We start from the raw sequence: 22,185 nt of genomic DNA on the forward strand, positions 1-22,185 counted from the left end.
CATGAATAAGCATATAACCTATATGGTAAATGTAATTTTTTTATAAAATGCTTATTGTGTGCTTAAATTAATAAGAACCCATTAATATTCTCACATGGCAAATTAATTAATTTTTTTATTTATTTCGCACCACATTTTTTCATTTTTTTGTAAAAAGCCCAAAAACATGGCTTTTTAGCCCTTTTCCATAAATTTTACGTAAAATTTTTGTTGTTGATTTTAATTTAGTAATATTAATCACATATTCGCACTTCCCTTGCGAATTTCAACAAAAACTATAAGGTTATTTTTTTGTAATTTTTGCTGAAAAAACATATATCTATAGCCAATCTATGAAAAAAATTAAGTATCTGGCATTTTTCACGACAATCTATTTAACATTAATTTTACATATACCTCTTTTTGCACAAACCGGCCTTGATACCGTAGGCGGGCCCGTATCGCTGAAACAATGTGTTGAGTTTGCGCTGCGTAATCAACCCATCGTTCGCCAGGCCTCCATTGATGAGCAGATCAATGAAAAGGACATCAGAATAGGACTTTCCGGCTGGCTACCACAACTCACATCATCGGGTTTGTATAATTATTATTTTAAAGGCAGCCCGCAGGCCGGCGCCTCCGGCGCTAACATTCCGGCTGGTACAGGAGTACGCAACCTTTCAACAGTGGGCTTGCAGGCCAGCCAGGCATTATATAATAATGATGTAATGCTTGCGTCTAAAACCGCCAAATACTCGCGCCAATATTATAAGCAAAATACATTAAGCAGCCAGATTAGTGTAGTGTCTGATGTGAGCAAAGCGTTTTTTGATGTATTGCTTTCGCAAAAGCAACTTGATATTACCAATGAGGATATTGCCAGGCTGCAAAGGAGCTTAAAAGATGCGCGCAGCAGGTATGATGCAGGTGTGTCTGACAAAACCGACTATAAACAGGCTACGATATCATTAAATAACTCCCTGGCAACGCGCAAACAAACCGAAGAAGCAATAAAGAGCAAAACCGCCTATTTAAAGCAGGTTATGGGTGTTGATGGTACCAAACAATTATCGCTGGCCTTTGATTCATCACGGTATGAGCAAGCGGCTTTTATTGATACCAATCAAAAACTTGATGTAAATAACCGGATTGAATACCGTTTGTTGCAAACCACCAAATCGCTGCAAAATATTAATGTTAATTATTACAAATATGGCTTTCTGCCTTCTATATCGGCAGTTGGGAGTTATAATCTGGCCTACTTTAGTCATGATTTTTCTGATCTGTACAACAGGTCATTTCCTACAGGATACGCGGGTATTACGCTTAATCTGCCTATTTTTCAGGGAACCAAACGCCTGCAGAACTTAAGCAAGGCCAAATTACAGGTTGAGCGGGCCGACCTTGATATTTTAAACGCCCAAAATGCCATCAACACCGAATATGTGCAGGCGCTTGCCGGGTATAAAAGCAATTATGCCAGTTACCAGCTCATCAGGCAAAATGTTGATTTGGCTAAGGATGTATATAAAATAGTGAGCTTACAATACCGCGAGGGTGTTAAAACCTACCTTGATGTAATTGTAGCCCAATCTGACCTGCGCACAGCCGAACTAAGTTATTATAATGCGCTGTTCCAGCTGTTATCAAGCAAAATTGACCTGCAGCGGTCGTTAGGAACGCTTGCTGTTGAATAATATAATTAAAATTGGTTTTGCACTCAAATTAGCACAAAAGAACAAATCACTGCAATGAAAAACATATATATATACTGGTTAACCCCTATGGCATTATTGGCCCTGGTTTCATGTAAAGGTAAAAATGCCAAACAAGATGCCGCGCCGCCGCCTACCCCTGTAAATGTTATTGAGGCCAAAAAGGCCGAAGCTGTTTACTATGATCAATACCAGGGTACAGTTGTTTCAATAAACACCACCGAGCTCAGGAGCCAGGTACCCGGTTTTGTAACGGGTATATTCTTTAAAGAAGGCGATGTTGTGGCTAAAGGCAAGGTGCTTTATGAAATTGATAAACGTAAATACGTTGCTGCTTTTCAACAGGCACAGGCAAATGTGATAAGCGCCCAGGCCAATTTGATCAAAGCCCAAAAAGATATTGACAGGTACAACATGCTGTTGAAGAATGACGCTATCGCCCGCCAAACGGTTGATCAGGCTACCGCCGCTTTTGAAACCAATAAAAGCCAGGTAGCAGTTGCCAAAGCCGCATTGGAATCGGCCCGTACAGATCTGTCCTTCGCTACCATAACTGCGCCGTTTACAGGGCGCATAGGCATATCACAGGTAAGGTTGGGTACGCAGGTTTCGGCAGGTACCACGCTGATGAACACGATATCGGCCGAGCACCCGATAGGTGTTGATGTGGTAATAAACGAACAGGATATTGATCGCTTCTATAAACTACAGAAATCAAGCACCGATTCAACCTTTAGGCTGCAATTATCAGACGGGCAAACCACTTATAATAAGCCGGGTAAGGTTTTGGCTATTGACAGGGGAGTAAATAACCAAACAGGTACCATTAAAGTAAGAGTGCAGTTCCCTAATGAGGAAGGGGTATTAAAGGATGGTATGAGCTGCGTTTTAAAAGTGTTGAACAACCAGTCGGGCAACCGTGTTCAAATTCCATATAAAGCCATAACCGAGCAAATGGGTGAGTTTTTCGTATTTGTTAGCAGGGATACAACGATCACCGATACCACAACAAAAGATAATACCAAAAGCCAGGCGCTTATCGCCAAACAACATAAAGTGATTTTAGGTCCGCGTGTAGGTTCGGATGTAGTAATCATGAGCGGTGTTGAAGCCGGTGATAAGGTGGTGACCGAAGGTTTTCAGCGTTTACGCGACGGAGGTAAAATTGTTTTAGGTGATCCGGCAGCACAGGGAGCGCCGGGACAGGAAAAACCAAAAGGGAAGTAACCGGGGCTTTTATAAAAATATTAGAGAATGATAGCAGATACCTTTATACGAAGACCAGTTACGGCCATAGTTATATCATTGGTAATAATTATTGTTGGTATCCTGGCCATAAGTACTTTGGCAATAGGGCAATATCCTGAAATTACGCCGCCAACAGTAAATATAACCGGTACCTATACTGGTGCCGATGCGTTAACTGTTGAGCAAACCGTGGCTACACCTGTTGAAGTACAGGTAAATGGCACGCCCGGCATGACCTATTTGCAAAGTAACAGCACCAGCAATGGCGCCATGAGCATGACGGTTAACTTTGAAATTGGCACCGATATTAATATAGCCGCTCTTGATGTTCAAAACCGCGTAGGCATTGCTACGCCTACTCTGCCGCAGGAAGTGCAACGGCTTGGTTTAACGGTGCGAAAACGTAATCCTAGCATTTTAATGCTGGTTGCCATGTATTCGCCCAAAGGCACACATAACGTAACCTTTGTTGACAATTACACCAACGTTTTTGTACGCGACGCGCTTTTACGTGCCAAAGGTGTGGGCGACGTATTTACCCGTGCCGATGATTTTAGTATGCGTATCTGGCTAAAGCCTGATAAGCTTGCCGCGCTGGGCATGACCGCGGGTGATGTAACCGCAGCCCTTACAGAACAAAACGCCCAGGTGGCGGCTGGTTCGGTGGGTGCAACCCCGCAGGAAAAGGGTCAGCCATTTGAGTACACCGTTTTAGTTAAGGGACGTTTAACAAGCAAGGCCGAGTTTGAAAATATTGTTGTGCGTACCCAGCCTGCAAACGGTGCCATTGTGCATTTAAAAGATGTGGCCCGCGTTGAACTTGGTAAATTTAATTACTCGGGCAATTCATTTGTTGATGGTAAGCGTGCGTCTTACCTGCTGGTTTACCAGGCGCCAAACAGTAACGCGCTTGAAACCGCCGACAATGTTTACGCCATAATGGAGCAACTTAAGAAATCCTTTCCGGCCGATATTGAGTATGTGGTTCCGTTTGAATCGGTAACTGTTGTAAAGGTGTCTGTTCATGAGGTTATTGAAACACTGGTTATAGCGCTTTTCCTGGTTATTGTGGTGGTGTTCCTGTTTTTACAAAGCTGGCGTACTACGCTTATACCGGTATTGGCCATTCCGGTGTCTATTATCGGTACGTTCATCTTTTTTATACCGCTGCATTTTACCATCAATACGCTTACGTTATTCGGTTTTGTACTGGCCATTGGTATAGTGGTTGATGATGCTATTGTGGTGGTTGAAGCCGTGCAGCATTATATGGATGAAGAGGGTATGTCGCCCAAGGAAGCAACGATCCATGCCATGCGTGATATATCGGCGCCGGTTATCGCGATAGCGCTCATATTGGCCGCGGTGTTTGTGCCGGTAGGTTTTATACCCGGCATTGTGGGCCGCCTTTACCAGCAGTTTGCTATTACGATAGCCATATCGGTATTAATTTCGGCGTTTGTGGCACTGTCTTTAACACCGGCATTATGTACATTGATACTGCGTCCGCACAAGCTCGATCAGAAGTCGAAGGGCCTCGATAAATTTTTCTTTAAGTTTAATACGTGGTTTGAGCGGCTTACCGGAAGATACAGGAACGGGGTTGATAAAAGTATCAAGAATTCCAAGTTCATCGTTATCATACTGGTTTGTATAATCATTGGAACTATCCTGTTATTTCAGCATAAGCCAAGCGGATTTATTCCAACAGAAGACGAAGGTCGTATTTACATAACCTATGATCTGCCTGAGGCGTCATCAACAGAAAGAACGGTGAGCACCTTGCGCCAGATGATGAAATCACTTGACAGCATCCCCGAAATAGGGCACTATGCCGCGCTGGGAGGATTAAACGTAATTACCTTTGCTACCAAGTCAAACAGTGCTACCATATTTGTGCAGCTTAAGCCCTGGGATGAACGGGAGAAAGATTCGGGCGAATTGGTTGGCGTGATACAGAAAAAACTGGCCAAATATAAAGGAGCGGGTACTCTTGTTATCCGGCCGCCTGCTATACCTGGTTTGGGTAACTCTGCAGGTTTCTCCTTTATATTAGAAGAAAAACAGGCTGGCGGGGACATCAAAAATTTTGAAAAGGTACTTCAAAACTTTACCGCGGAAGTTAACAAACGACCTGAAATAGCCAGCGCCTATTCGTTTTTTACTGCCCGTACACCGGCCTATCAATTGGTTATTGACAGGGAAAAAACAAAAAGACTGGGTGTGCAGCTATCTGACGTAAATGCGGCTTTGCAAACTTATATGGGAAGCTCATATATCAACGACCTGACACTTTACGGCCGTACGTTTCGGGTAGTTGCCCAGGCCGATACAAATTATCGTACCAATATTCAAAATATAGGGCAGTATTTTGTTCGTAACCAGGCTGGCACCATGGTGCCTTTAAGCACGCTTACAACTTATAAGATAATTGAGAACGCGCCATTAATATCGCACTATAACCTGTTCAGATCTGCCGAAATAGATGGTACTGCCAAACCAGGATATAGCAGTGGCGACGCCTTAAATGCCTTAGAAGAGGTGGCGGCGAAATCACTACCGCAGGGCTTCGGTTATGAATTTTCTGGCCTTAGCCGTGAGGAAAAAATATCCGGATCAAAAACTATTTACATATTTATGTTATCAATAGGGTTTGTGTTCCTGTTCCTTGCCGCGTTGTATGAAAGCTGGTCTGTTCCCTTCTCTGTACTGCTTGCAGTGCCACTGGGTGCATTCGGCGCTATCCTGTTCCTGTCATTTCATGATAAGCTTGATAACAACGTTTATGCGCAAATTGGTTTGATAACGCTCATAGGTTTGGCGGCCAAGAATGCCATTTTGATAGTGGAATTTGCCAAAGAGCGTGTTGACCGCGGGGTGGAGCTTGAAAAAGCTACGTTAGATGCCGTAAGACTCAGGTTAAGACCGATCATTATGACCTCGCTGGCATTTATATTGGGTGTATTGCCCTTATTATTTGCATCGGGAGCGGGTGCTATTGCACGTCAGACCATTGGCTGGACAGTATTTGGCGGTATGCTTGCAGCTACATCGCTGGCTATTTTCATAGTGCCGGTATTGTTCTTTTTAATTACCCGATTTGCTTACGGCAAGGAGAAACTTGCGGAGCTTCAGAAAAACTACAAACCGGATCCCACGCATGATCCGCATGCCTGATGATATGATGTTCATTAACAAAAAAAGAGAGGTTATCCTCTCTTTTTTTGTTACCGGCAATTGTAAACAGAACAAAAAATAGTTGTTAACCTACACAAACCGTACAACGCCTCACAGATTTTTTTGATTGTTATTTAATCTTTATTTTGAATTTATCATCGACAGTATGGGTGAAAATTTCTGTTAAAAATGTGTTGATAATCAACAGTTAAAAGCGGTAATTGTCACCGACGACCACGCATATATTATAAAAAGATATTTATCATATGAGTGTTATAAACTCATTTATTTATGATAATGGCAAAGTATTTGTTAACGTGTTGTTAATACAATACAAATTGTGGAATAAATCTAAAATTACAACAATGAAAAAATCAACAAACTTTATAGCCGCTGCTTTAACCGCGGCAGCTATATTTTTAGGAAGTACAGTTAAAGCTCAAATCGTGCCTAAAGACGCATTACGCTTTGGTATAGGTGTTGAAGGATTGTTACCTACCGGTAACCTTCACGATATCTCTAACGTTGGTATAGGCGGTACTGCACGCTTGCAGTATGGTATAGCCGATAACCTGGCGTTAACACTTACCTCAGGGTATTACAACTTTTTTGGTAAAAAGATTGGTAACACAGATATTAAATATCCATCTTTTGGAATGGTACCTGTTAAAGCTGGTATAAAAGCCTTCTTCACCAATAATTTATATTTTGGTGCAGAAGCAGGTGCCGGCTTTGAAACCAAAGATTTTTATGCAGACGCAGAGGGGAAAAAGAATACAAAGCTTATTCTTGCCCCAGGCATAGGGTATGCGTCTAAATCATGGGATGTAGGGGTACGTTATGAAAACTACTCTGGTCAGGATAATAATTATGGTACTGTAGGCTTACGTATAGCTTACGGATTTGGGTTGTAAGTTTAAAAAAGCCCTTAATAACAAAGCCCCCGTCAAAAAAGATGGGGGCTTTATAGTTTATAATAATTGTTTGAACCGTGACTAAAAACGATTTGTTTTACCGCTGGTTCATCTGAGCACCTATGCCAGTTTACCCAGTGCTTCTTTGATCCTTCTCATGGCCTCTATCAGCTTATCCTCGGCTGCGGCGTATGATATACGGATAGAAGTAGTGTCGCCAAATGAATCGCCGCCTACGGTGGCTACATGAGCTTCTTCTAATAAGTAAATGCTCAGTTCATCAGCATCTTTAATGGTTTTGCCATTATAACTTTTCCCAAAAAATGAAGTTACGTTAGGGAAAAAGTAAAAAGCGCCATCGGGCAGGTTAACTTTTATACCTTCAATATCACTTAATAATTTGTAAACAATATCACGGCGTTTTTTGAAAGCCGCGCGCATTTCAAGCACGCTCTCTAAACCGCCTTCATAAGCTGCAACACCAGCACGCTGGGTAATTGAGCAGGTACCTGATGTTACCTGTCCCTGCATTTTATCAAAGGCAGATGCAAGCTCTTTTGTACTGGCAGTGTAACCAATTCGCCAGCCGGTCATAGCAAAGGCTTTTGACCATCCGTTAATGATCACTACGCGGTCTTTTATATAATCAAATTGAGCTATCGACTCATGCTTGTCAATAAAATTAATGTGCTCATATATCTCATCACTCAGGATATATACATGGGGGTGTTTTTCAAATACTTTAGCCAGTCCCTCCAGTTCATCCTTGCTGTAAACGCTGCCGGTAGGGTTACAAGGCGACGAGAACATGAACAACTTGGTTTTTGGCGTAATAGCGGCTTCAAGCTGTTTGGGCGTTATTTTAAAATTTTGCTCAACCGTGGTATTTATAAAAACACTCACACCTTCGGCAAGTTTAACTACTTCTGAATATGAAACCCAATAAGGAGTTGGTATAATTACCTCTTCGCCCGGATTAACCAGGCATAATACGGCGTTAGCAATAGCTTGCTTGGCACCTGTAGATACCACGATCTCGCTAAAATCATAATCAAGGCCGTTCTCGTTCTTTAACTTGGCAACTACCGCTTTTCTAAGCTCGGGGTAACCCGCTACAGGTGTATAGTAGGTATAGTTTTGGTCCATCGCCTTCTTGGCAGCCTCCTTAATGTGTTCAGGGGTATGAAAATCAGGTTCGCCAAAGCTAAGGCTGATCACGTCGACCCCTTTTGCGGCAAGTTCACGGCCCATTTTGGCCATTTTAATTGTTTGAGATTCGGACAGATTGTTGATCCGGGTACTTAATGCGCTCATATAAATTATGTTATCGCGGCAAATATAGAAAATAAGTTTACTGCTACTTACGCTTGTTATTTATAAATTTGCCCACGCAATTCAGATTGGCTTGAAAGAACAAAAAAGGATCATATTAATTTCGCTGATTACAGGCATTATTTTAATGCTGGCCAAGTTTGGAGCGTATTTTTTAACAGCATCTAATTTTGTGCTGACCGATGCCGCCGAGAGCATCGTGAACGTAATTGCAAGCGCTTTTGCTTTTTTCAGTATCTACCTTTCGGCACAACCCCGGGATGAAAATCATCCTTATGGTCATGGTAAGGTTGAGTTTTTCTCTGTTTTTATTGAAGGCTCGCTCATTGGCATAGCTGGGGTTATCATTATTGTAAAATCAATTTATAGTTTATTTTATCCGGGCAATATTCATGACCTGCTTACAGGCGCGGCTATTATAGGCGCAACAGGTATTGTAAACGGCTCGTTGGGCTATTATATGATACGAAGGGGAAAGGCGCTGAATTCTATCACCCTTGACGCCGATGGCCGCCATTTGATTGCAGATATGATAACCAGCGTTGGTTTGGTTGCAGGCTTAATGCTTATCAGGTTCACCAACATTTTATGGCTCGATAGCGCATTATCCATACTGGTAGCTTTATATATCTTATACAGTAGTTACAAGCTGATCCGTAAATCTGTTGCCGGTTTAATGGATGAGGCTGACTTTCAGGTGGTAACGGATATTATTAATGTGCTGAGCGAAAAACGCCGCGATGCCTGGATAGATGTACATAACCTGCGCGCGCAAAAGTATGGGAACGAACTGCACATTGACTGCCATATGACGTTGCCCAATTATTTTGACCTTAATCATGTGCATGCAGAAATATCATTGGTTGATAAAATGATTAACCAGGAGGTGGGCATAAAAACAGAACTGTTTATCCACTCAGACCCTTGTGTGCCCGATTGCTGCCATTACTGTAGCATGCCGAACTGCCCCATACGGTTTGAAGCGCAAACAGAGACCATAGCCTGGACAATGGATAAGGTGGTACGAAATAAAAAACACTTTGAATAATGGAGTATTTTAACGTACGTGTTTATGGTTTGCTTATAAATGAGCGAAACGAAGTGCTGATAAGTGACGAAGAAGAATACGGCCAGCGATTTATAAAATTCCCTGGTGGCGGCCTGGAAATAGGCGAGGGCCTGATAGATGGCCTGAAACGTGAGTTTATAGAAGAATGCGAAGCCGAAATTGAGGTGATTAGTCATTTTTATACCACCGACTTTTTTGTACGGTCGGCATTTAATGATTCGCAGATCATCAGCGTATATTATAAAGTAAAAAATATTACTCCATTAAAATTCCCCATAAAAACCATTGCTTATGATTTTGACGGGAAAGGTGATGTGCTGCAGGCTTTCAGGTGGATCAACTTAGCCGACCTGACTACCGGCGATGTTACCTTCCCCACTGATAAACGTGTTGTTGAACTACTAAAAGCTGAACTATGAATTTGACCGAGCGCGATCTTAAAGTAATATGGCACCCGTATACGCAAATGAAAACTGCCGCCCCCGCAATTGGTATTGTACGTGGCGAGGGAGCCGGTTTGTTTGATGAGCGCGGCAAAAAATACATTGACGCGGTATCATCATGGTGGGTAAATATACACGGGCACGCCCATCCTTACATCGCTCAAAAAGTATCAGAACAACTGCATAAACTTGAGCATGTGATATTCGCTGGTTTTACCCACCAGGGCGCAATTGAACTGGCCGAAAGGCTTTTGGCGATCTTGCCGGATAATCAGCAAAAGGCCTTTTATTCTGATAATGGTTCAACGGCTATTGAAGTAGCCATAAAAATGTGCCTGCAATACTGGCTTAATAAGGGCCATCAGCGCACTAAAATAATCGCTTTTAACAATGCTTATCATGGCGATACTTTTGGGGCTATGGCCGTGAGCGGTCGCAGTGCTTTTACAAAAGCATTTGATAGCCTGCTGTTTGAGGTGGAGTTTATTGATACGCCAAATGCTGACAACATAAGTGACCTCAAATCTCAGATCTCTAATCTCAAATCAAGCACAGCCTGTTTTATTTTTGAGCCATTGGTGCAGGGATCAGGAGGAATGCTGATGTATGAGGCGCAGTATTTAGATCAATTGATGGCCCACTGCCGGCAGGAAAATGTGCTGATGATAGCTGATGAAGTATTTACCGGGTTTGGGCGTACGGGCAAGCTATTTGCGTGCGATCACCTACAGGTGCAGCCCGATATTATGTGCTTTTCAAAAGGATTGACCGGTGGCACCATGGCCTTGGGCCTCACAACCTGCACCCAGCATATTTACGATGCCTTTTTATCAGATGACCGGCTGAAAACCTTGTTTCACGGACATTCGTTTACTGCCAATCCCGTAGCCTGTGCAGCTGCTTTAGCCAGTCTTGATCTCTTTTTGGAACCGGCAACAGCAGTCAATATACAGCGTATTGAAGCACTGCACCGGCAATTTGCTGATAAGATAAAACATCACCCTAAAATAAAAGCGATAAGGCAAACGGGTACCATCGTAGCTATGGAATGGGAAACCGGTAACGATACCTCTTATTTTAATTCGCTGCGCGACAAATTATACCATTACTTTTTAGCCGAAGGCATTATATTGCGACCACTGGGCAATATCATATATATTTTACCTCCATATTGCATTACTAATGCCGAACTCAATTATGTTTACAACAAAATTGAGCAGGCGCTTGAAGAAATATAATTATGCTAAAAATATTATTACCTCAAATAATTGCTGATAACCAATTGCACTCACGCTGGTTAAATACACTGTCGCTGATGGAAAACACCGGTGCACGTAAAATATCTGCGAGTGAGGATCCGCATACGGTTACTTATATCATATTAAAGCATGCTGCCGAAGAGCATCGCCACGCTTTTTACCTAAAAAAACAACTGGAAAAAACCGGAATTGAGCTGCCTACCTACGCAGCTGAATATTTGCTGGCGCCGGGTTCAAGCAAATATTATTTGAACCAGTTGGATGTTGATGTTTGCCGCTATCTTAAAAAAGAGTTAGGGCTTAACGGGAGCGAACTGCGCTTTGCGGCTTACTTGCTGGTTACCTATGCCATTGAAGTACGTGCCGATGAGCTTTATCCTATTTACCAGGACGCGCTTGACGCTGCCGGCAGCAAAGTGAACGTAAAATCGATCATCTTAGAAGAGGAGGGCCACCTGGAAGAGATGTTGAACCAGCTGCACAAATTCTCGCCAGATTGGGAAAAACATGCAAACAAAGCAGTTGAATTTGAAACCAGGTTGTTTAATCAGTGGGTGGGACAGCTTGGTAAATCATTGAGGTAAGTCAAAACTATTTATCAGGCTATCTATTTAACCCTGGTTCCGGCAAATTAATACTCCATATATTCCGTATAAACCTGTTGCAAAAAGGCTTTGCCGTGTTGCAGCACTTTATCCGTTGTTGCCTGGTCGGCTTTTTTATTGCCGATGTAAACAATTCTGCGGCCCGAATTATCGTATGATACTGTTTGCTGAGGCAGCATAAAGCCAAATCCATTATCCCAGTCAAAAAAAGCAAAGTCGGCTGATTGCGGATTAAGCAGGTCTTTTGACCATTTAAACTGGTCATGTGGTAAACCAAGCTGCGACAGGAGCGTAGCGGCAATATCCGTTTGCCCCCCTAATTTATTGATCTTTTTGCCCCGGTATGCTGGTTTTATTACCTCACCAAAAAATAAAAGCGGAATATGATATTTAGCCGGGTCATAAGCCTCGGATATATTGCGCGGCAAGCGATGTCCATGATCGGCAACCAAAATAAACAGCGTGTTTTTATACCACGCTTGTTTTTTTGCCTGCTCAAAATAAGCGTTAAGGCATGAATCGGTAAAATATGCGGTGCTCCTGAACTTGTTGCCCGCATCCCCATCCTCATCGTCAGGAAAATGTGCTTTTACGGGCAGTATAAAAGGCTCGTGATTGGTTGATGTTTGCAAGTAGGAGAAGAAAGGTTGTTTTTGCCGCTCATTATATTGCAAATGTTTATTTAAAAGCACATCGTCATATACTCCCCATTCGGTTTTTACCTGGCTTTTGTTAAAGCTATACTCATCAATGATGTGATCAACGCCATGGCTTTTCATAAAGACGTTAAAATCCATGTAGCTGCTTTTTCCACCATAGAAATAAGTGGTTTGATAACCCCTGTTTTTAAATACGGCAGATAATGCCGGGAGCTTTTTTTGCTTGTTGGTGTCGGCCACAATGGTGCGTATAGCCTGCGATGGAAAGCCGCTCATGATAGATATGATACCTTTGTCGGTACGATCGGCAGAGGAGTAAATATTGGTAAACAGGATACCATTATTGATGAATTTTTCAAAGTTGGGGGCTACACCTTTATCACCGCCCAATGATTCAATTATACTTGCTGTATAACTTTCCAGCTGAATGATGACCACGTTTGGGTGATCAGTTGTAAGTGCCTTAATAGTGGAGTCGGTCTTAACACTATAGGCATCTTTAACCAGTTGTGCAGCAACATTGGGCTTCATAAACAGGTAAGGGTTATAAGGCCTGCGGAAGTTTTCAAAAATATTATTGAACAGGTTCCACTCCGTATTGAGTGCAGATTGGTTTAATATCTCCTTGTCAGAAAAATAGGCGGCATTCTGATTAACAGGCTCGGCTTGTAAACCACCCCGCATTAAAACAAAATTGGCGAAGAGCAGTAAACAAATTAAAACGGCTTTAACCCATGGTTTCGCAACCGGTTTTTTAAACCGGTAATTGATAATATAATGAGATAGTAATATGCCGGTACCAAGCAGCAAAAGGCCAATTACAATACATCGGCCAACGGGGGAAGAGCCCGTGGATGCCAATGCCTCTGACGGGGCATGGTACAATGAGCTGAATACCCTAAATGTAACTTTTGTACCCCATTCGCGAAAAATATTAAAATTTAATACTGTATTTAACGATATGCAAAAAAGGCAAAACCATACATAAGCTTTAGTCCACGCAGGTTTAACGGTAAAACGGGGGATACACCAAGAAATAATAAATACCAGTAAAGGTATCGCGCAGATATAGGCAGTGGCCGAAGCATCAAGGCGCAGGCCATAAAAATACGTTTGCAGTATTTCGCTAAAACGGGCGCCTTTAAGTTTATCAGAAAAATAGCATTCAAATGTGATCCTGGTAATTGCAAAAAACAATAACCAAAAAACAAAAAATCTGAATATACTGAAAAGGTTTCTTAACATACGGGGGTACAAAAATAGTACTTTAACCGCAATGTTAAGAAACCTTTAATGAATTGTTAGTGAAGTGGCTTATCTGCCGCCGCTCATCGCTTTTAGATCGTCCATTGAAATTTTTTCAAAATCAGCAGGGATACCGAAAGTTCCTGCAGGGGCTTTTTCATCACTTACGCTTTTTACAGTTACCTCTGTGCTTTGGCCCTGGCTAAATGAAGTGTATTGTACCGGGAAGCCGCCAATTTCTCTATAATATTTTGCAATGCCGGTAACTGGTACGCTTATGTCATTGGTTATCCAAATATCATAGGTCTTTTTTGTTTTTGTATCTGTAGCCACAACTTTTTTGCAGTTAAAGCCTGATATCTGCTTGGTTTCAGTACCTGGCGCAAAAGTAAAAGCTGGCAATTCAGCTAAGGCCTGGTCAACTTCATCAGGTGTAGCTATAGCTGCCTTTTTAAGGTTGGCAACAGGTACATCAACTAAAACGGCCATTGATTTGCCGCCCGCATCAGTTAAAATTTTTATGCTTGCCGGTCCGGCGCTAAAGGCAAAGGCGCTTGAATCAGTCCTGAAATAACCTTTTGCATCCACCTGCTGGCCCCGCATATTGGTAGTCAGGTTAACCACACCTTCAGTGTATTTTTTTTGCGCGCTGGCGCTCATTGCTGTTGCAGTAAGAGCAAGGCCCAGGGCAACATGGAGAAATTTAATATTCATAGTTTTTGTTTGATTGATACCAATTTAGTTCTTTTTACTTAAAGGACGAAATTATTAGTAAAGGGTTTAAATTTCTTAGTTAGATAGTGCGATTAATGAAATGTTACGCTTTAATATGCTATAATTTACCCGCATTTCCTTTGCTTCGGTTTCCAGTTGGTTAATGAGCTTTTGAGTATTGCTTCCATCAATTATAAGTGTTTGATAATCATAACTCCTGCTTATTTGCTGCAGCGTTGTATTGGGGTTTCCGGTAATATAAAGATAGTCAGTTTTTAATTTGGTGGACAGTTGCAAGTTAGACATGCCGGTATCAAATATCAGTAACCTTTTGTTGTAAAACTGGATGAGGTTGCCTTGTTTTTTTAAATAACGCAGACTGATATTATCTTCAAGACCACACACCTTTGAGCTGTTTATTTTACTGCTGTCAAGATAAGGCTGTACCGAATAGCGGTAAACTTTAGCGGTATCGGCCAGATTGCTTAGTATAACTGCGTTGTTTCCGCTTTTAAATACGATACCGGTTTTTTTTCGCAGACTTAAAAATGCTATGGATTTGGTATTGTTTGAGCGGTATACTTTAAAGCTGATGCTTATACACAGCAAAAGCAGGCAAGCCATACTGAGTTTGAGCAGCCAGGGCTTTTTATCATACAAAAAATAAAACAGACTGATGATGAAAGCGTAAATAAGCAGGTGCTCAATAGGGGTGATCCATATTTTGCCAATGCTTGCAAAGGGGGCATGTTCAATTACAGCCAGTGCTTTGTTCATGAACAGAATACTGTTTTCGAGCGTCCAGGCCAGTATGGTTGACAGCCAGGGCACCCGGAAGAAAAGCAGGTAACCCATGCCCGTACACATAATGATCATGGTGGGTATAATAATAAGCAGGTTACTCAGCAGAAAATAAACCGGGAACTGGTGGAAATAAAAAGCGCTTAACGGAAAAGTGACCACCTGGGCAGCTATTGATACCGAGCACAATGCCCATAGCTTATCTGCCCATTTGTTTTTAAAAGTAACCCATTTGTATACCACCGGCTGAAGGACTATAAGCCCGGCAACGGCGAGGTAGGAAAGCTGGAAACCTACATCGGCTATAAAAAACGGATCATATAACAACAGCAAAAAGGCAGATGTGGCCAAAATGTTGAGCATGTTGATGTATCTGGTAAAGGTATTGCCAATAATGACCATACTGATCATGACAGCTGCCCGGCAAACCGCCGGTGAAAGTCCGGTTAACATGGCATAGTACCATATCAGCAGGATAGTGAGCACCATTTTTACAACTTTACCATACTTATATCTGTTTAAAAAACCCAGCAGCCATTGCAGTAAAAAATAGATGATAGCGACGTGAGCACCCGATACCGATAATACATGTATGGTTCCTGTTTTTGAGTAAGCCTGTAAAACGTCATTGCTCAGGTCGGCTTTGTAGCCCAGTATCAGCGTTGATGCCACGGCTATCACATCAGGATGGTGCAATTGCAGCTTAAAGGAAGTCACCATTTGCTGCCTTAATTTAAGTGCATAAGCAATAACAGGATTTCCTCTGTTGTGCTGTAACAGGTGGTACTGCCCGGGATACAAAAATACCTGGTAATGTATGTTCTGGTAAAACAGGTATTTTTTGTAGTTAAACTCTGCCGGATTAAGAGGCGGGTCGATTGGAGTGCAGGTTGCCGGGATCAGCAATTCATCGCCGTATTGAAGGCCCATCGCTGCATTATCTTTTACTGCAAGGAGCAGCGTTCCGGAGGTTGCGGTTGTTTGTTTAAAGCTGATATTTTGATATACTGATGCGGTAAACCGGGTTAGCCCTGCCTTGAACTGTGGCTCACTATTAATGCGGACGGCAAGATATTGCGCCGCTGATCTCGAAAAATGATTACGATTATTTAGTTCATAATAATTAACCGTGCTTATCCACCCGGCGGTAAGCAATATCAGGTTTATGAGCAAACCGCCAAGCCAGCGAAATTTATAAACGGCAAACCGCTGATAATTTAAGTTGAGTAAAATAAATACAGTGCCTAACCCAATAAAAACGCCGGATAAAACCGGCAGATAAGCGGCCTGGATAAAACTAAGGCCCAGCGTTATACCAAATAACCAGGGTAAAAGAAGTATAATAACCGGGATTTCGCCTTTATGGTTCGCGAGCATTTATATCAATAAAAAATAAAGATATGTTTTAGACAGGTATCTACAATTGGTCGCGCACTTCCAGGAGGAATTTTTTTATATTTTCGAGCGAATCAACAACACGCTGATGCTCTTTGGTATCGGTCATGTTATGTTTTAAATGCTCTTTGGCACCATTAAGGGTGTAACCTTTATCACGTATCAGGTGAAAAATGATCTTGAAATTTTCTATATCCTCAGGAGTAAAATAACGGTTGCCTTTTTTGTTCTTTTTAGGCTGAAGTACCTCGAATTCTTTTTCGTAAAAGCGGATAAGTGATTGATTCACATCAAACATGGCCGATACCTCGCCCATGGTATAGTACATTTTGCTTATCTCGCGTTCTTTATAAGGCATGTGCAAATGTATTTATTTGATTCCGGAATCAGGAAATCCGATTTGGGGAATTTTTTGTTCACAATTAAAATGTATTTTTTTGATATGCTATTTGCCCTCGCTCCAGGGAAGTGATGTTGCCCGGCCGCTCAAAAAATCAGCCTTACGCTGATCGAATTCCTTTATCTGTTCGTTGGTCATAACGTCGCCCTTTTCAATTTTGTATTCATAATTCAAGCTGTCTAAAAAAGCTAAGATCACTTTTTTTTCCTGCTCATTTTGAATATCAATCCTTAAAGTTTCCATAAAACCAATTTAGTCCTTTATTTATTTTTAATTGAAGAAGTGCTCCGTACAATTGATAACGTTATAATTATCAAAAGGTTGCCGTTAAAGTGAATTTTAATGTTTTTTTTAATCTAAAAACGACGGTTGGGTCAAATGGCTTAAAAAGCAATTGATTTTTGTATGAAATTGAGTATTAGTACGTAAAAATTCACATTTTTGCACTCATAACCGGTTTTGATAAAAAAGTACTCATAAATGACAGCTACCGAAATACGACAGGCTTTTCTTGATTTTTTCGTTTCCAAGGGACATACTATTGTTCCTTCTGCTCCAATTGTTATAAAAAACGATCCGACCCTGATGTTCACCAACGCGGGAATGAATCAGTTTAAAGATATATTTTTAGGAGAGGCCCCCGCGAAAGCGCCGCGTGTGGCTGATACCCAGCGCTGTTTACGGGTAAGCGGTAAGCATAACGACCTGGAAGAAGTTGGTATTGATACTTACCACCATACCATGTTTGAGATGCTGGGTAACTGGAGCTTTGGCGACTATTTTAAAAAAGAAGCTATTGCCTGGGGCTGGGAACTGCTTACCGAAGTTTACAAACTTCCCAAAGACCGCCTGTACATAACCTATTTTGAAGGCGACGAAAAAGAGGGCCTGGAAAAAGATACGGAAACACATGATCTGTGGAAAGCCCTGGTTGCCGAGGATCATATTTTGCGCGGTAACAAAAAGGATAATTTTTGGGAAATGGGCGAAACCGGTCCCTGCGGTCCCTGTTCAGAGATCCATTATGACAGCCGCCCGGATAGCGAACGTGCGGAGGTAAACGGTGCAACTTTAGTAAATGCCGACCATGACCAGGTTATCGAGGTTTGGAATATTGTATTCATGCAGTTTAATCGTTTAAAGGGGGGGACGCTGCAGCCATTGCCTAATAAACATGTGGATACTGGTATGGGCTTTGAACGGCTGGTTAGGGTACTGCAAGGCAAAACATCCAACTATGATACGGATGTTTTTCAGCCGATGATCCAGTTTATAGCGGAGAAAAGCGGTAAACAATATAACAGTGCTGCCAAACCCGGTGATGCTGACTGGAACGAAGCGGTGGCCATGCGCGTTTTAGCCGATCATATCCGTGCGATAAGTTTCGCTATTGCTGACGGGCAATTGCCATCAAATAATAAAGCAGGCTATGTGATCCGCAGGATATTACGTCGGGCTGTTCGTTACTCATACCAATATTTAGGCTTTAAAGAGCCGTTTTTAAATCAACTGGTGCCGTTGTTAGCCAATCAGTTTAAAGGGGTTTTTGATAACCTGTATAGTCAAAAGGATTTTGTGCAGAAGGTTGTATTGGAAGAAGAAATTAGTTTTTTAAGGACACTGTCATCGGGAATTAGAAGATTTAATGAAATAATATCGGTTTATGATCAAGGGACATTTATAAAAGGGGGTAGTGAAATTGTAGATCATATCCCTGGTGTAAATACAATTTCTGGACAAGCAGCATTTGAATTATCTGATACGTATGGTTTCCCTATTGATCTTACAGAGTTAATGGCACGTGAAAAGGGGAGGACTGTTGATATACAAGGCTTTGAAAAGGCCCTTCAAGAGCAAAAATCCCGTTCCCGCGCTGCCACCGCTATTGATACCGGCGATTGGGTAGTTTTAAAAGACGATGAGGGTGTTGAATTTACCGGCTATGATGAAACCGAAACCATTGCCCACATTGTAAAATATCGCAAGGTTACGGCAAAAGGCAAAGAGCAGTTTCAGATTGTATTAGATAAAACCCCATTCTACGCCGAAAGTGGCGGCCAGGTGGGTGACAAAGGCGAACTGGTGTTTCCGGATGGTGAGATCGTTAAAGTAACTGATACTAAAAAAGAGAACGGCCTTATTGTACATTATGTAGACCAGTTGCCTGATGATATTGAGGATGCCCTTACCGCTATTGTCGACCCTGCTCTGCGCAGCCAAACCAACAGCAATCACTCGGCCACGCACCTGCTGCACGCTGCTATGAAACAGGTTTTGGGCAGCCACGTAAACCAAAAAGGTTCATTGGTAAATGCCGATTACCTGCGGTTTGATTTTTCGCACTTTGCCAAAGTAACCGACGAAGAGCTGGCGCAGATAGAAGCTATTGTAAATCAAAAGGTACGCCAGAACATCCCGTTAAAAGAAGAACGAAGCGTTTTGTATGCCGAAGCTGTAAGCAGTGGCGTAACCGCGCTGTTTGGCGAAAAGTATGGCGAGTATGTGCGCGTAATTACTTTTGATGACGAGTTTAGCAAGGAACTTTGCGGCGGTACGCATGTAAAGGCCACCGGGCAAATAGGTTTCTTTAAAATTATTGCGGAAAGTGCGGTAGCGGCCGGGGTACGCCGTATTGAAGCCATTACCGGCGTAGCCGCCGAGGTTTATATCACCAATCAGAGTAAATTGGTTGAGCAGCTGAAAGAACTGCTTAAAAATCCAAAGGACCTGAGCAAAAGTGTGGAGAGCCTGCTTGATGAGAATTCAAGGTTGAAAAAGGAAATTGAAAAAAGCATCCTCGAAAAATCATCGGGGTTAAAAAATGACTTGGCGCAAAAAGTCGAAACTATAGGCGATATTAATTTTATCGCCCAAAAGGTAGCCCTTCCCAACGCCGAAGCGGTTAAAAATCTGGCTTACCAGTTAAAAGATATTGTATCCAACTTGTTCCTGGTATTAGCCGCCGATTTCGACGGTAAGCCAAGCCTTACTGTAATGATAGCGGAAAACCTGGTGAAAGAAAAAGGGTTGAATGCAGGCAGTATTGTGCGCGAACTGGCCAAGGAAATTAAAGGCGGCGGCGGCGGTCAGCCGTTTTTTGCTACCGCGGGCGGCAGCGATGCGAGCGGACTGGATACTGCGCTGGCAAAAGCAAAAAGTTTTATTGGATAAATCCCTGCCCACCGACCACTATCTAAAAGCGAGGGTTTTAAAACAAGATTTCTCATAACAAAAAAAGACCGCCCAATCGGCGGTCCTTTTTATTGTTAATCTATTTTGGGTGTAATTAATTAGTGTTTGTGCTGTCCTTTGTGTTTACCATTGTCATGATGACCATGCTCTGGTTTGTCCACATATTTTGTGCGGTTAACCACCTTTGTACGGTTAACAACACGGGTGTGGTAGTGGTCGCGGATGATCACCTGCTTGTCATGTGTGCCTTTGTACCTGGCATAACGGCCGCGGTCTTCGGCAAAATAAGTATAAGCACGCGGGCGGTTTACAGCAACTTTATACCCTGTTTGTATATTGTAAGTACGATAACGTGGCGGTAAAGTTTTTCTGAACACCCATGTGCCGCCATCTAAATAAACGTATTGATGGGTTGGTACATAATAATAACTTTCTACGTCGGGCAGGTAATAATAGTTCACTCCTGAATATTCTGCCGGTGGGTTCCATAAACCCAGGTTAACGTTTACCTGTACTTGAGCCTTTGTTTCTGTAACCGAAGCTGCAAGCATAAAACATCCTGCAAGCATTCCTAAAATTATCTTTTTCATATTGTAGTTTTCAGTGATACGGCCCATGGTTAATTATCGGGCTGTTTAAATTGTAGACATAAAGATACTATAAAGGTTTAATGTATGGCGAAATTTAAAGGTCGCCTGTAGCAAAGAGGTTTTCGGTGCTGCCATTTTTTTTTAGTAATACAAAATGCGAACGGATAGCTTCATGAAGCGGGTAAGAGCGGTAGCTTAAGTTGTGCTTTTGAGCATGCCTGCGTATAATTGGAGTGATATACGGGTAATAGGTATGGGCAACAGCCGGGAACAAATGATGGGCCACATGATGATTAAACCCGCCAAATAAAAAGTTTGCAACCGGGCTTTCTGTGCTGAAATCTTTTGTTTTACTGATCTGGTAAGCAGCCCAGGTGGTATCTATTATACCATCTTCCGGCGGCATAGGGAAATCTGCATCCTCATCCGCATGGGTTGATAACAGGGCCGTTACCCCAAATGCGCTGGCAACAAAATGCATCACCAAAAAGGGCGATATAATATTGATAACAGGCTGCTCCAATGCCATAGCGGGCACAACTATCATCATTAATAAATAAAAGAGCTTTGCAGCAAACAGTTTCACGTACTCTGCTTTGGGAATGTTAACCACCCGCTTTACATAATTATCTTTGATGCCAAAAAAATCTTTAAAATCGCGGATCAGCAGCCAGTTCAATGTGTAAAAAAAATACAGGAACCACATGTAAATATGCTGATACCGATGAAATTGAAACCATTTGCTATCCGGAAATATCCTTACTATGTCGCTTTGTTTTACATCAATATCCCAAAATTGCATGTTTGGATAAGGATGGTGCAGCAGCAGGTGCCTTTTTTTCCAGATAAAACTGTTGCTGCCAAAAAGCTCCAGTATACAGGTGAGCTTTTCATTGTTTTTCCGTGCCTTAAAAACCGCGCCATGCACCGCGTCATGAAAGGTATTAAAGAACACCAGTATCATGGTTATTCCGGTTAAAATATAAAACAGATAAAGTAATTGCAATCTGTTCCCAAATAGCAATATGCAGATGTAAAAGATAAAGTACAGCACTATAAAAAATATAGATTTATAAATAATACGGAGCTGTATGTTTTTATTGATCAAAACGATTTCCTGAACTTCTTGATGCAGCTCTTTAAAAAAATCGTCGTTTCCGGATTTTTTAAATACTGGTTTTGTAAGATTCGCTTCTTGCATATCAATTGAACTTCATTATATCGGCATATAGCTACACACAAAACATTACCCCAATTTGGTTGGTTTAAACTTTTTTTATTTTAAACTTTTTAATGACAATTACGCCCGGTGATCAGCCGAAGTTAAAATTCGGAGGATGTCCTTCAATTATATAATACTGTAAGCTTAGCAGCTTAACGGCCTGGAAACAAAAATCATCAATTTATATGACGGCAATTAAATGTTCTGCGCTGTTTGGTGTTAGAAG

Annotated in this window: 17 protein-coding genes; 9 read left to right on the top strand and 8 right to left on the bottom strand. The window is 41.9% G+C overall.

The features are described from left to right. Positions 1–332: 332 nt before the first annotated feature. The 4 genes from J2W55_RS05230 to J2W55_RS05245 all read left to right on the top strand — a co-directional run bounded on the left by J2W55_RS05230 (position 333) and on the right by J2W55_RS05245 (position 7,033). Positions 333–1,676: a TolC family protein gene (locus J2W55_RS05230; RefSeq protein WP_310092759.1), complete on the top strand. Its 1,344-nt coding sequence runs from the start codon at positions 333–335 to the stop codon at positions 1,674–1,676. 54 nt (positions 1,677–1,730) lie between these two features. After that, positions 1,731–2,921, top strand: coding sequence for an efflux RND transporter periplasmic adaptor subunit (locus tag J2W55_RS05235; protein ID WP_310092761.1), 1,191 nt, complete (start codon positions 1,731–1,733; stop codon positions 2,919–2,921). A gap of 27 nt (positions 2,922–2,948) precedes the next feature. Further along, positions 2,949–6,119, top strand: coding sequence for an efflux RND transporter permease subunit (locus tag J2W55_RS05240; protein WP_310092763.1), 3,171 nt, complete (start codon positions 2,949–2,951; stop codon positions 6,117–6,119). Between the two features lie 365 nt (positions 6,120–6,484). Further along, positions 6,485–7,033, top strand: coding sequence for a hypothetical protein (locus J2W55_RS05245; RefSeq protein WP_310092766.1), 549 nt, complete (start codon positions 6,485–6,487; stop codon positions 7,031–7,033). A 120-nt stretch (positions 7,034–7,153) separates the two neighbouring features. On the opposite strand, the gene J2W55_RS05250 is transcribed toward J2W55_RS05245, so the two are convergent. After that, positions 7,154–8,347, bottom strand: a complete 1,194-nt coding sequence (locus J2W55_RS05250) for a pyridoxal phosphate-dependent aminotransferase (RefSeq protein ID WP_310092768.1) — start codon at positions 8,345–8,347, stop codon at positions 7,154–7,156. Between the two features lie 91 nt (positions 8,348–8,438). On the opposite strand from J2W55_RS05250, the gene J2W55_RS05255 reads away from it, so the two are divergent. The 4 genes from J2W55_RS05255 to J2W55_RS05270 are packed head-to-tail and all read left to right on the top strand — an operon-like array spanning position 8,439 to position 11,720. Beyond that, positions 8,439–9,413, top strand: a complete 975-nt coding sequence (locus tag J2W55_RS05255; protein WP_310092770.1) for a cation diffusion facilitator family transporter — start codon at positions 8,439–8,441, stop codon at positions 9,411–9,413. Beyond that, the gene (locus J2W55_RS05260) at positions 9,413–9,853 is read left to right on the top strand and encodes an NUDIX domain-containing protein (protein WP_310092772.1); all 441 of its coding nucleotides are present in this window, start codon (positions 9,413–9,415) and stop codon (positions 9,851–9,853) included. The genes J2W55_RS05255 and J2W55_RS05260 overlap by 1 nt, the downstream gene beginning before the upstream one ends. Next, positions 9,850–11,115 carry an adenosylmethionine--8-amino-7-oxononanoate transaminase gene (gene bioA / locus J2W55_RS05265; protein ID WP_310092774.1) on the top strand — a complete coding sequence of 422 codons (1,266 nt, stop codon included), beginning with the start codon at positions 9,850–9,852 and terminating at the stop codon, positions 11,113–11,115. The genes J2W55_RS05260 and bioA overlap by 4 nt, the downstream gene beginning before the upstream one ends. A 2-nt stretch (positions 11,116–11,117) precedes the next feature. Continuing rightward, positions 11,118–11,720 (top strand): hypothetical protein, encoded by a 603-nt coding sequence (locus J2W55_RS05270; RefSeq protein WP_310092777.1) that lies wholly within the window; start codon positions 11,118–11,120, stop codon positions 11,718–11,720. A 47-nt stretch (positions 11,721–11,767) separates the two neighbouring features. Here the strand turns inward: J2W55_RS05270 and J2W55_RS05275 are convergent, their stop codons facing one another. The 5 genes from J2W55_RS05275 to J2W55_RS05295 form a co-directional block, all read right to left on the bottom strand. Beyond that, positions 11,768–13,645 (bottom strand): LTA synthase family protein, encoded by a 1,878-nt coding sequence (locus J2W55_RS05275; RefSeq protein ID WP_310092779.1) that lies wholly within the window; start codon positions 13,643–13,645, stop codon positions 11,768–11,770. Between the two features lie 69 nt (positions 13,646–13,714). Further along, a complete protein-coding gene (locus tag J2W55_RS05280) occupies positions 13,715–14,359 on the bottom strand; it encodes a hypothetical protein (RefSeq protein WP_310092782.1) in 645 nt (214 codons plus the stop codon). A gap of 75 nt (positions 14,360–14,434) precedes the next feature. After that, a complete protein-coding gene (locus tag J2W55_RS05285; protein WP_310092785.1) occupies positions 14,435–16,537 on the bottom strand; it encodes a ComEC/Rec2 family competence protein in 2,103 nt (700 codons plus the stop codon). A gap of 40 nt (positions 16,538–16,577) precedes the next feature. Further along, the gene (locus tag J2W55_RS05290; protein WP_310092788.1) at positions 16,578–16,913 is read right to left on the bottom strand and encodes a MerR family transcriptional regulator; all 336 of its coding nucleotides are present in this window, start codon (positions 16,911–16,913) and stop codon (positions 16,578–16,580) included. A gap of 87 nt (positions 16,914–17,000) precedes the next feature. Beyond that, the gene (locus tag J2W55_RS05295) at positions 17,001–17,198 is read right to left on the bottom strand and encodes a hypothetical protein (protein ID WP_310092790.1); all 198 of its coding nucleotides are present in this window, start codon (positions 17,196–17,198) and stop codon (positions 17,001–17,003) included. Between the two features lie 237 nt (positions 17,199–17,435). Here J2W55_RS05295 and alaS point away from each other — a divergent pair, with 237 nt between their 5' ends. After that, the gene (gene alaS / locus J2W55_RS05300; protein ID WP_310092793.1) at positions 17,436–20,126 is read left to right on the top strand and encodes an alanine--tRNA ligase; all 2,691 of its coding nucleotides are present in this window, start codon (positions 17,436–17,438) and stop codon (positions 20,124–20,126) included. Positions 20,127–20,245: 119 nt separating this feature from the next. Here alaS and J2W55_RS05305 read toward each other — a convergent pair whose 3' ends face one another. Then, the gene (locus J2W55_RS05305; protein WP_310092795.1) at positions 20,246–20,737 is read right to left on the bottom strand and encodes a hypothetical protein; all 492 of its coding nucleotides are present in this window, start codon (positions 20,735–20,737) and stop codon (positions 20,246–20,248) included. 94 nt (positions 20,738–20,831) lie between these two features. Beyond that, on the bottom strand, positions 20,832–21,938 hold the full coding sequence (locus J2W55_RS05310) for a fatty acid desaturase family protein (RefSeq protein ID WP_310092797.1): 1,107 nt from the start codon (positions 21,936–21,938) through the stop codon (positions 20,832–20,834). Positions 21,939–22,185 lie beyond the last annotated feature (247 nt).

It is taken from the genome of Mucilaginibacter pocheonensis (assembly GCF_031456535.1).
Lineage (GTDB): Bacteria > Bacteroidota > Bacteroidia > Sphingobacteriales > Sphingobacteriaceae > Mucilaginibacter > Mucilaginibacter pocheonensis.

Bases quoted from the DNA above. Each gene is read 5' to 3' on its own strand.
- J2W55_RS05270 (WP_310092777.1), top strand. From the start codon at position 11,118: ATGCTAAAAATATTATTACCTCAAATAATTGCTGATAACCAATTGCAC.
- J2W55_RS05275 (WP_310092779.1), bottom strand. From the start codon at position 13,645: ATGTTAAGAAACCTTTTCAGTATATTCAGATTTTTTGTTTTTTGGTTA.
- J2W55_RS05230 (WP_310092759.1), top strand. From the start codon at position 333: ATGAAAAAAATTAAGTATCTGGCATTTTTCACGACAATCTATTTAACA.
- J2W55_RS05290 (WP_310092788.1), bottom strand. From the start codon at position 16,913: ATGCCTTATAAAGAACGCGAGATAAGCAAAATGTACTATACCATGGGC.
- J2W55_RS05305 (WP_310092795.1), bottom strand. From the start codon at position 20,737: ATGAAAAAGATAATTTTAGGAATGCTTGCAGGATGTTTTATGCTTGCA.
- J2W55_RS05240 (WP_310092763.1), top strand. From the start codon at position 2,949: ATGATAGCAGATACCTTTATACGAAGACCAGTTACGGCCATAGTTATA.
- J2W55_RS05245 (WP_310092766.1), top strand. From the start codon at position 6,485: ATGAAAAAATCAACAAACTTTATAGCCGCTGCTTTAACCGCGGCAGCT.
- J2W55_RS05250 (WP_310092768.1), bottom strand. From the start codon at position 8,347: ATGAGCGCATTAAGTACCCGGATCAACAATCTGTCCGAATCTCAAACA.
- J2W55_RS05285 (WP_310092785.1), bottom strand. From the start codon at position 16,537: ATGCTCGCGAACCATAAAGGCGAAATCCCGGTTATTATACTTCTTTTA.
- J2W55_RS05295 (WP_310092790.1), bottom strand. From the start codon at position 17,198: ATGGAAACTTTAAGGATTGATATTCAAAATGAGCAGGAAAAAAAAGTG.
- alaS (WP_310092793.1), top strand. From the start codon at position 17,436: ATGACAGCTACCGAAATACGACAGGCTTTTCTTGATTTTTTCGTTTCC.
- bioA (WP_310092774.1), top strand. From the start codon at position 9,850: ATGAATTTGACCGAGCGCGATCTTAAAGTAATATGGCACCCGTATACG.
- J2W55_RS05260 (WP_310092772.1), top strand. From the start codon at position 9,413: ATGGAGTATTTTAACGTACGTGTTTATGGTTTGCTTATAAATGAGCGA.
- J2W55_RS05280 (WP_310092782.1), bottom strand. From the start codon at position 14,359: ATGAATATTAAATTTCTCCATGTTGCCCTGGGCCTTGCTCTTACTGCA.
- J2W55_RS05310 (WP_310092797.1), bottom strand. From the start codon at position 21,938: ATGCAAGAAGCGAATCTTACAAAACCAGTATTTAAAAAATCCGGAAAC.
- J2W55_RS05235 (WP_310092761.1), top strand. From the start codon at position 1,731: ATGAAAAACATATATATATACTGGTTAACCCCTATGGCATTATTGGCC.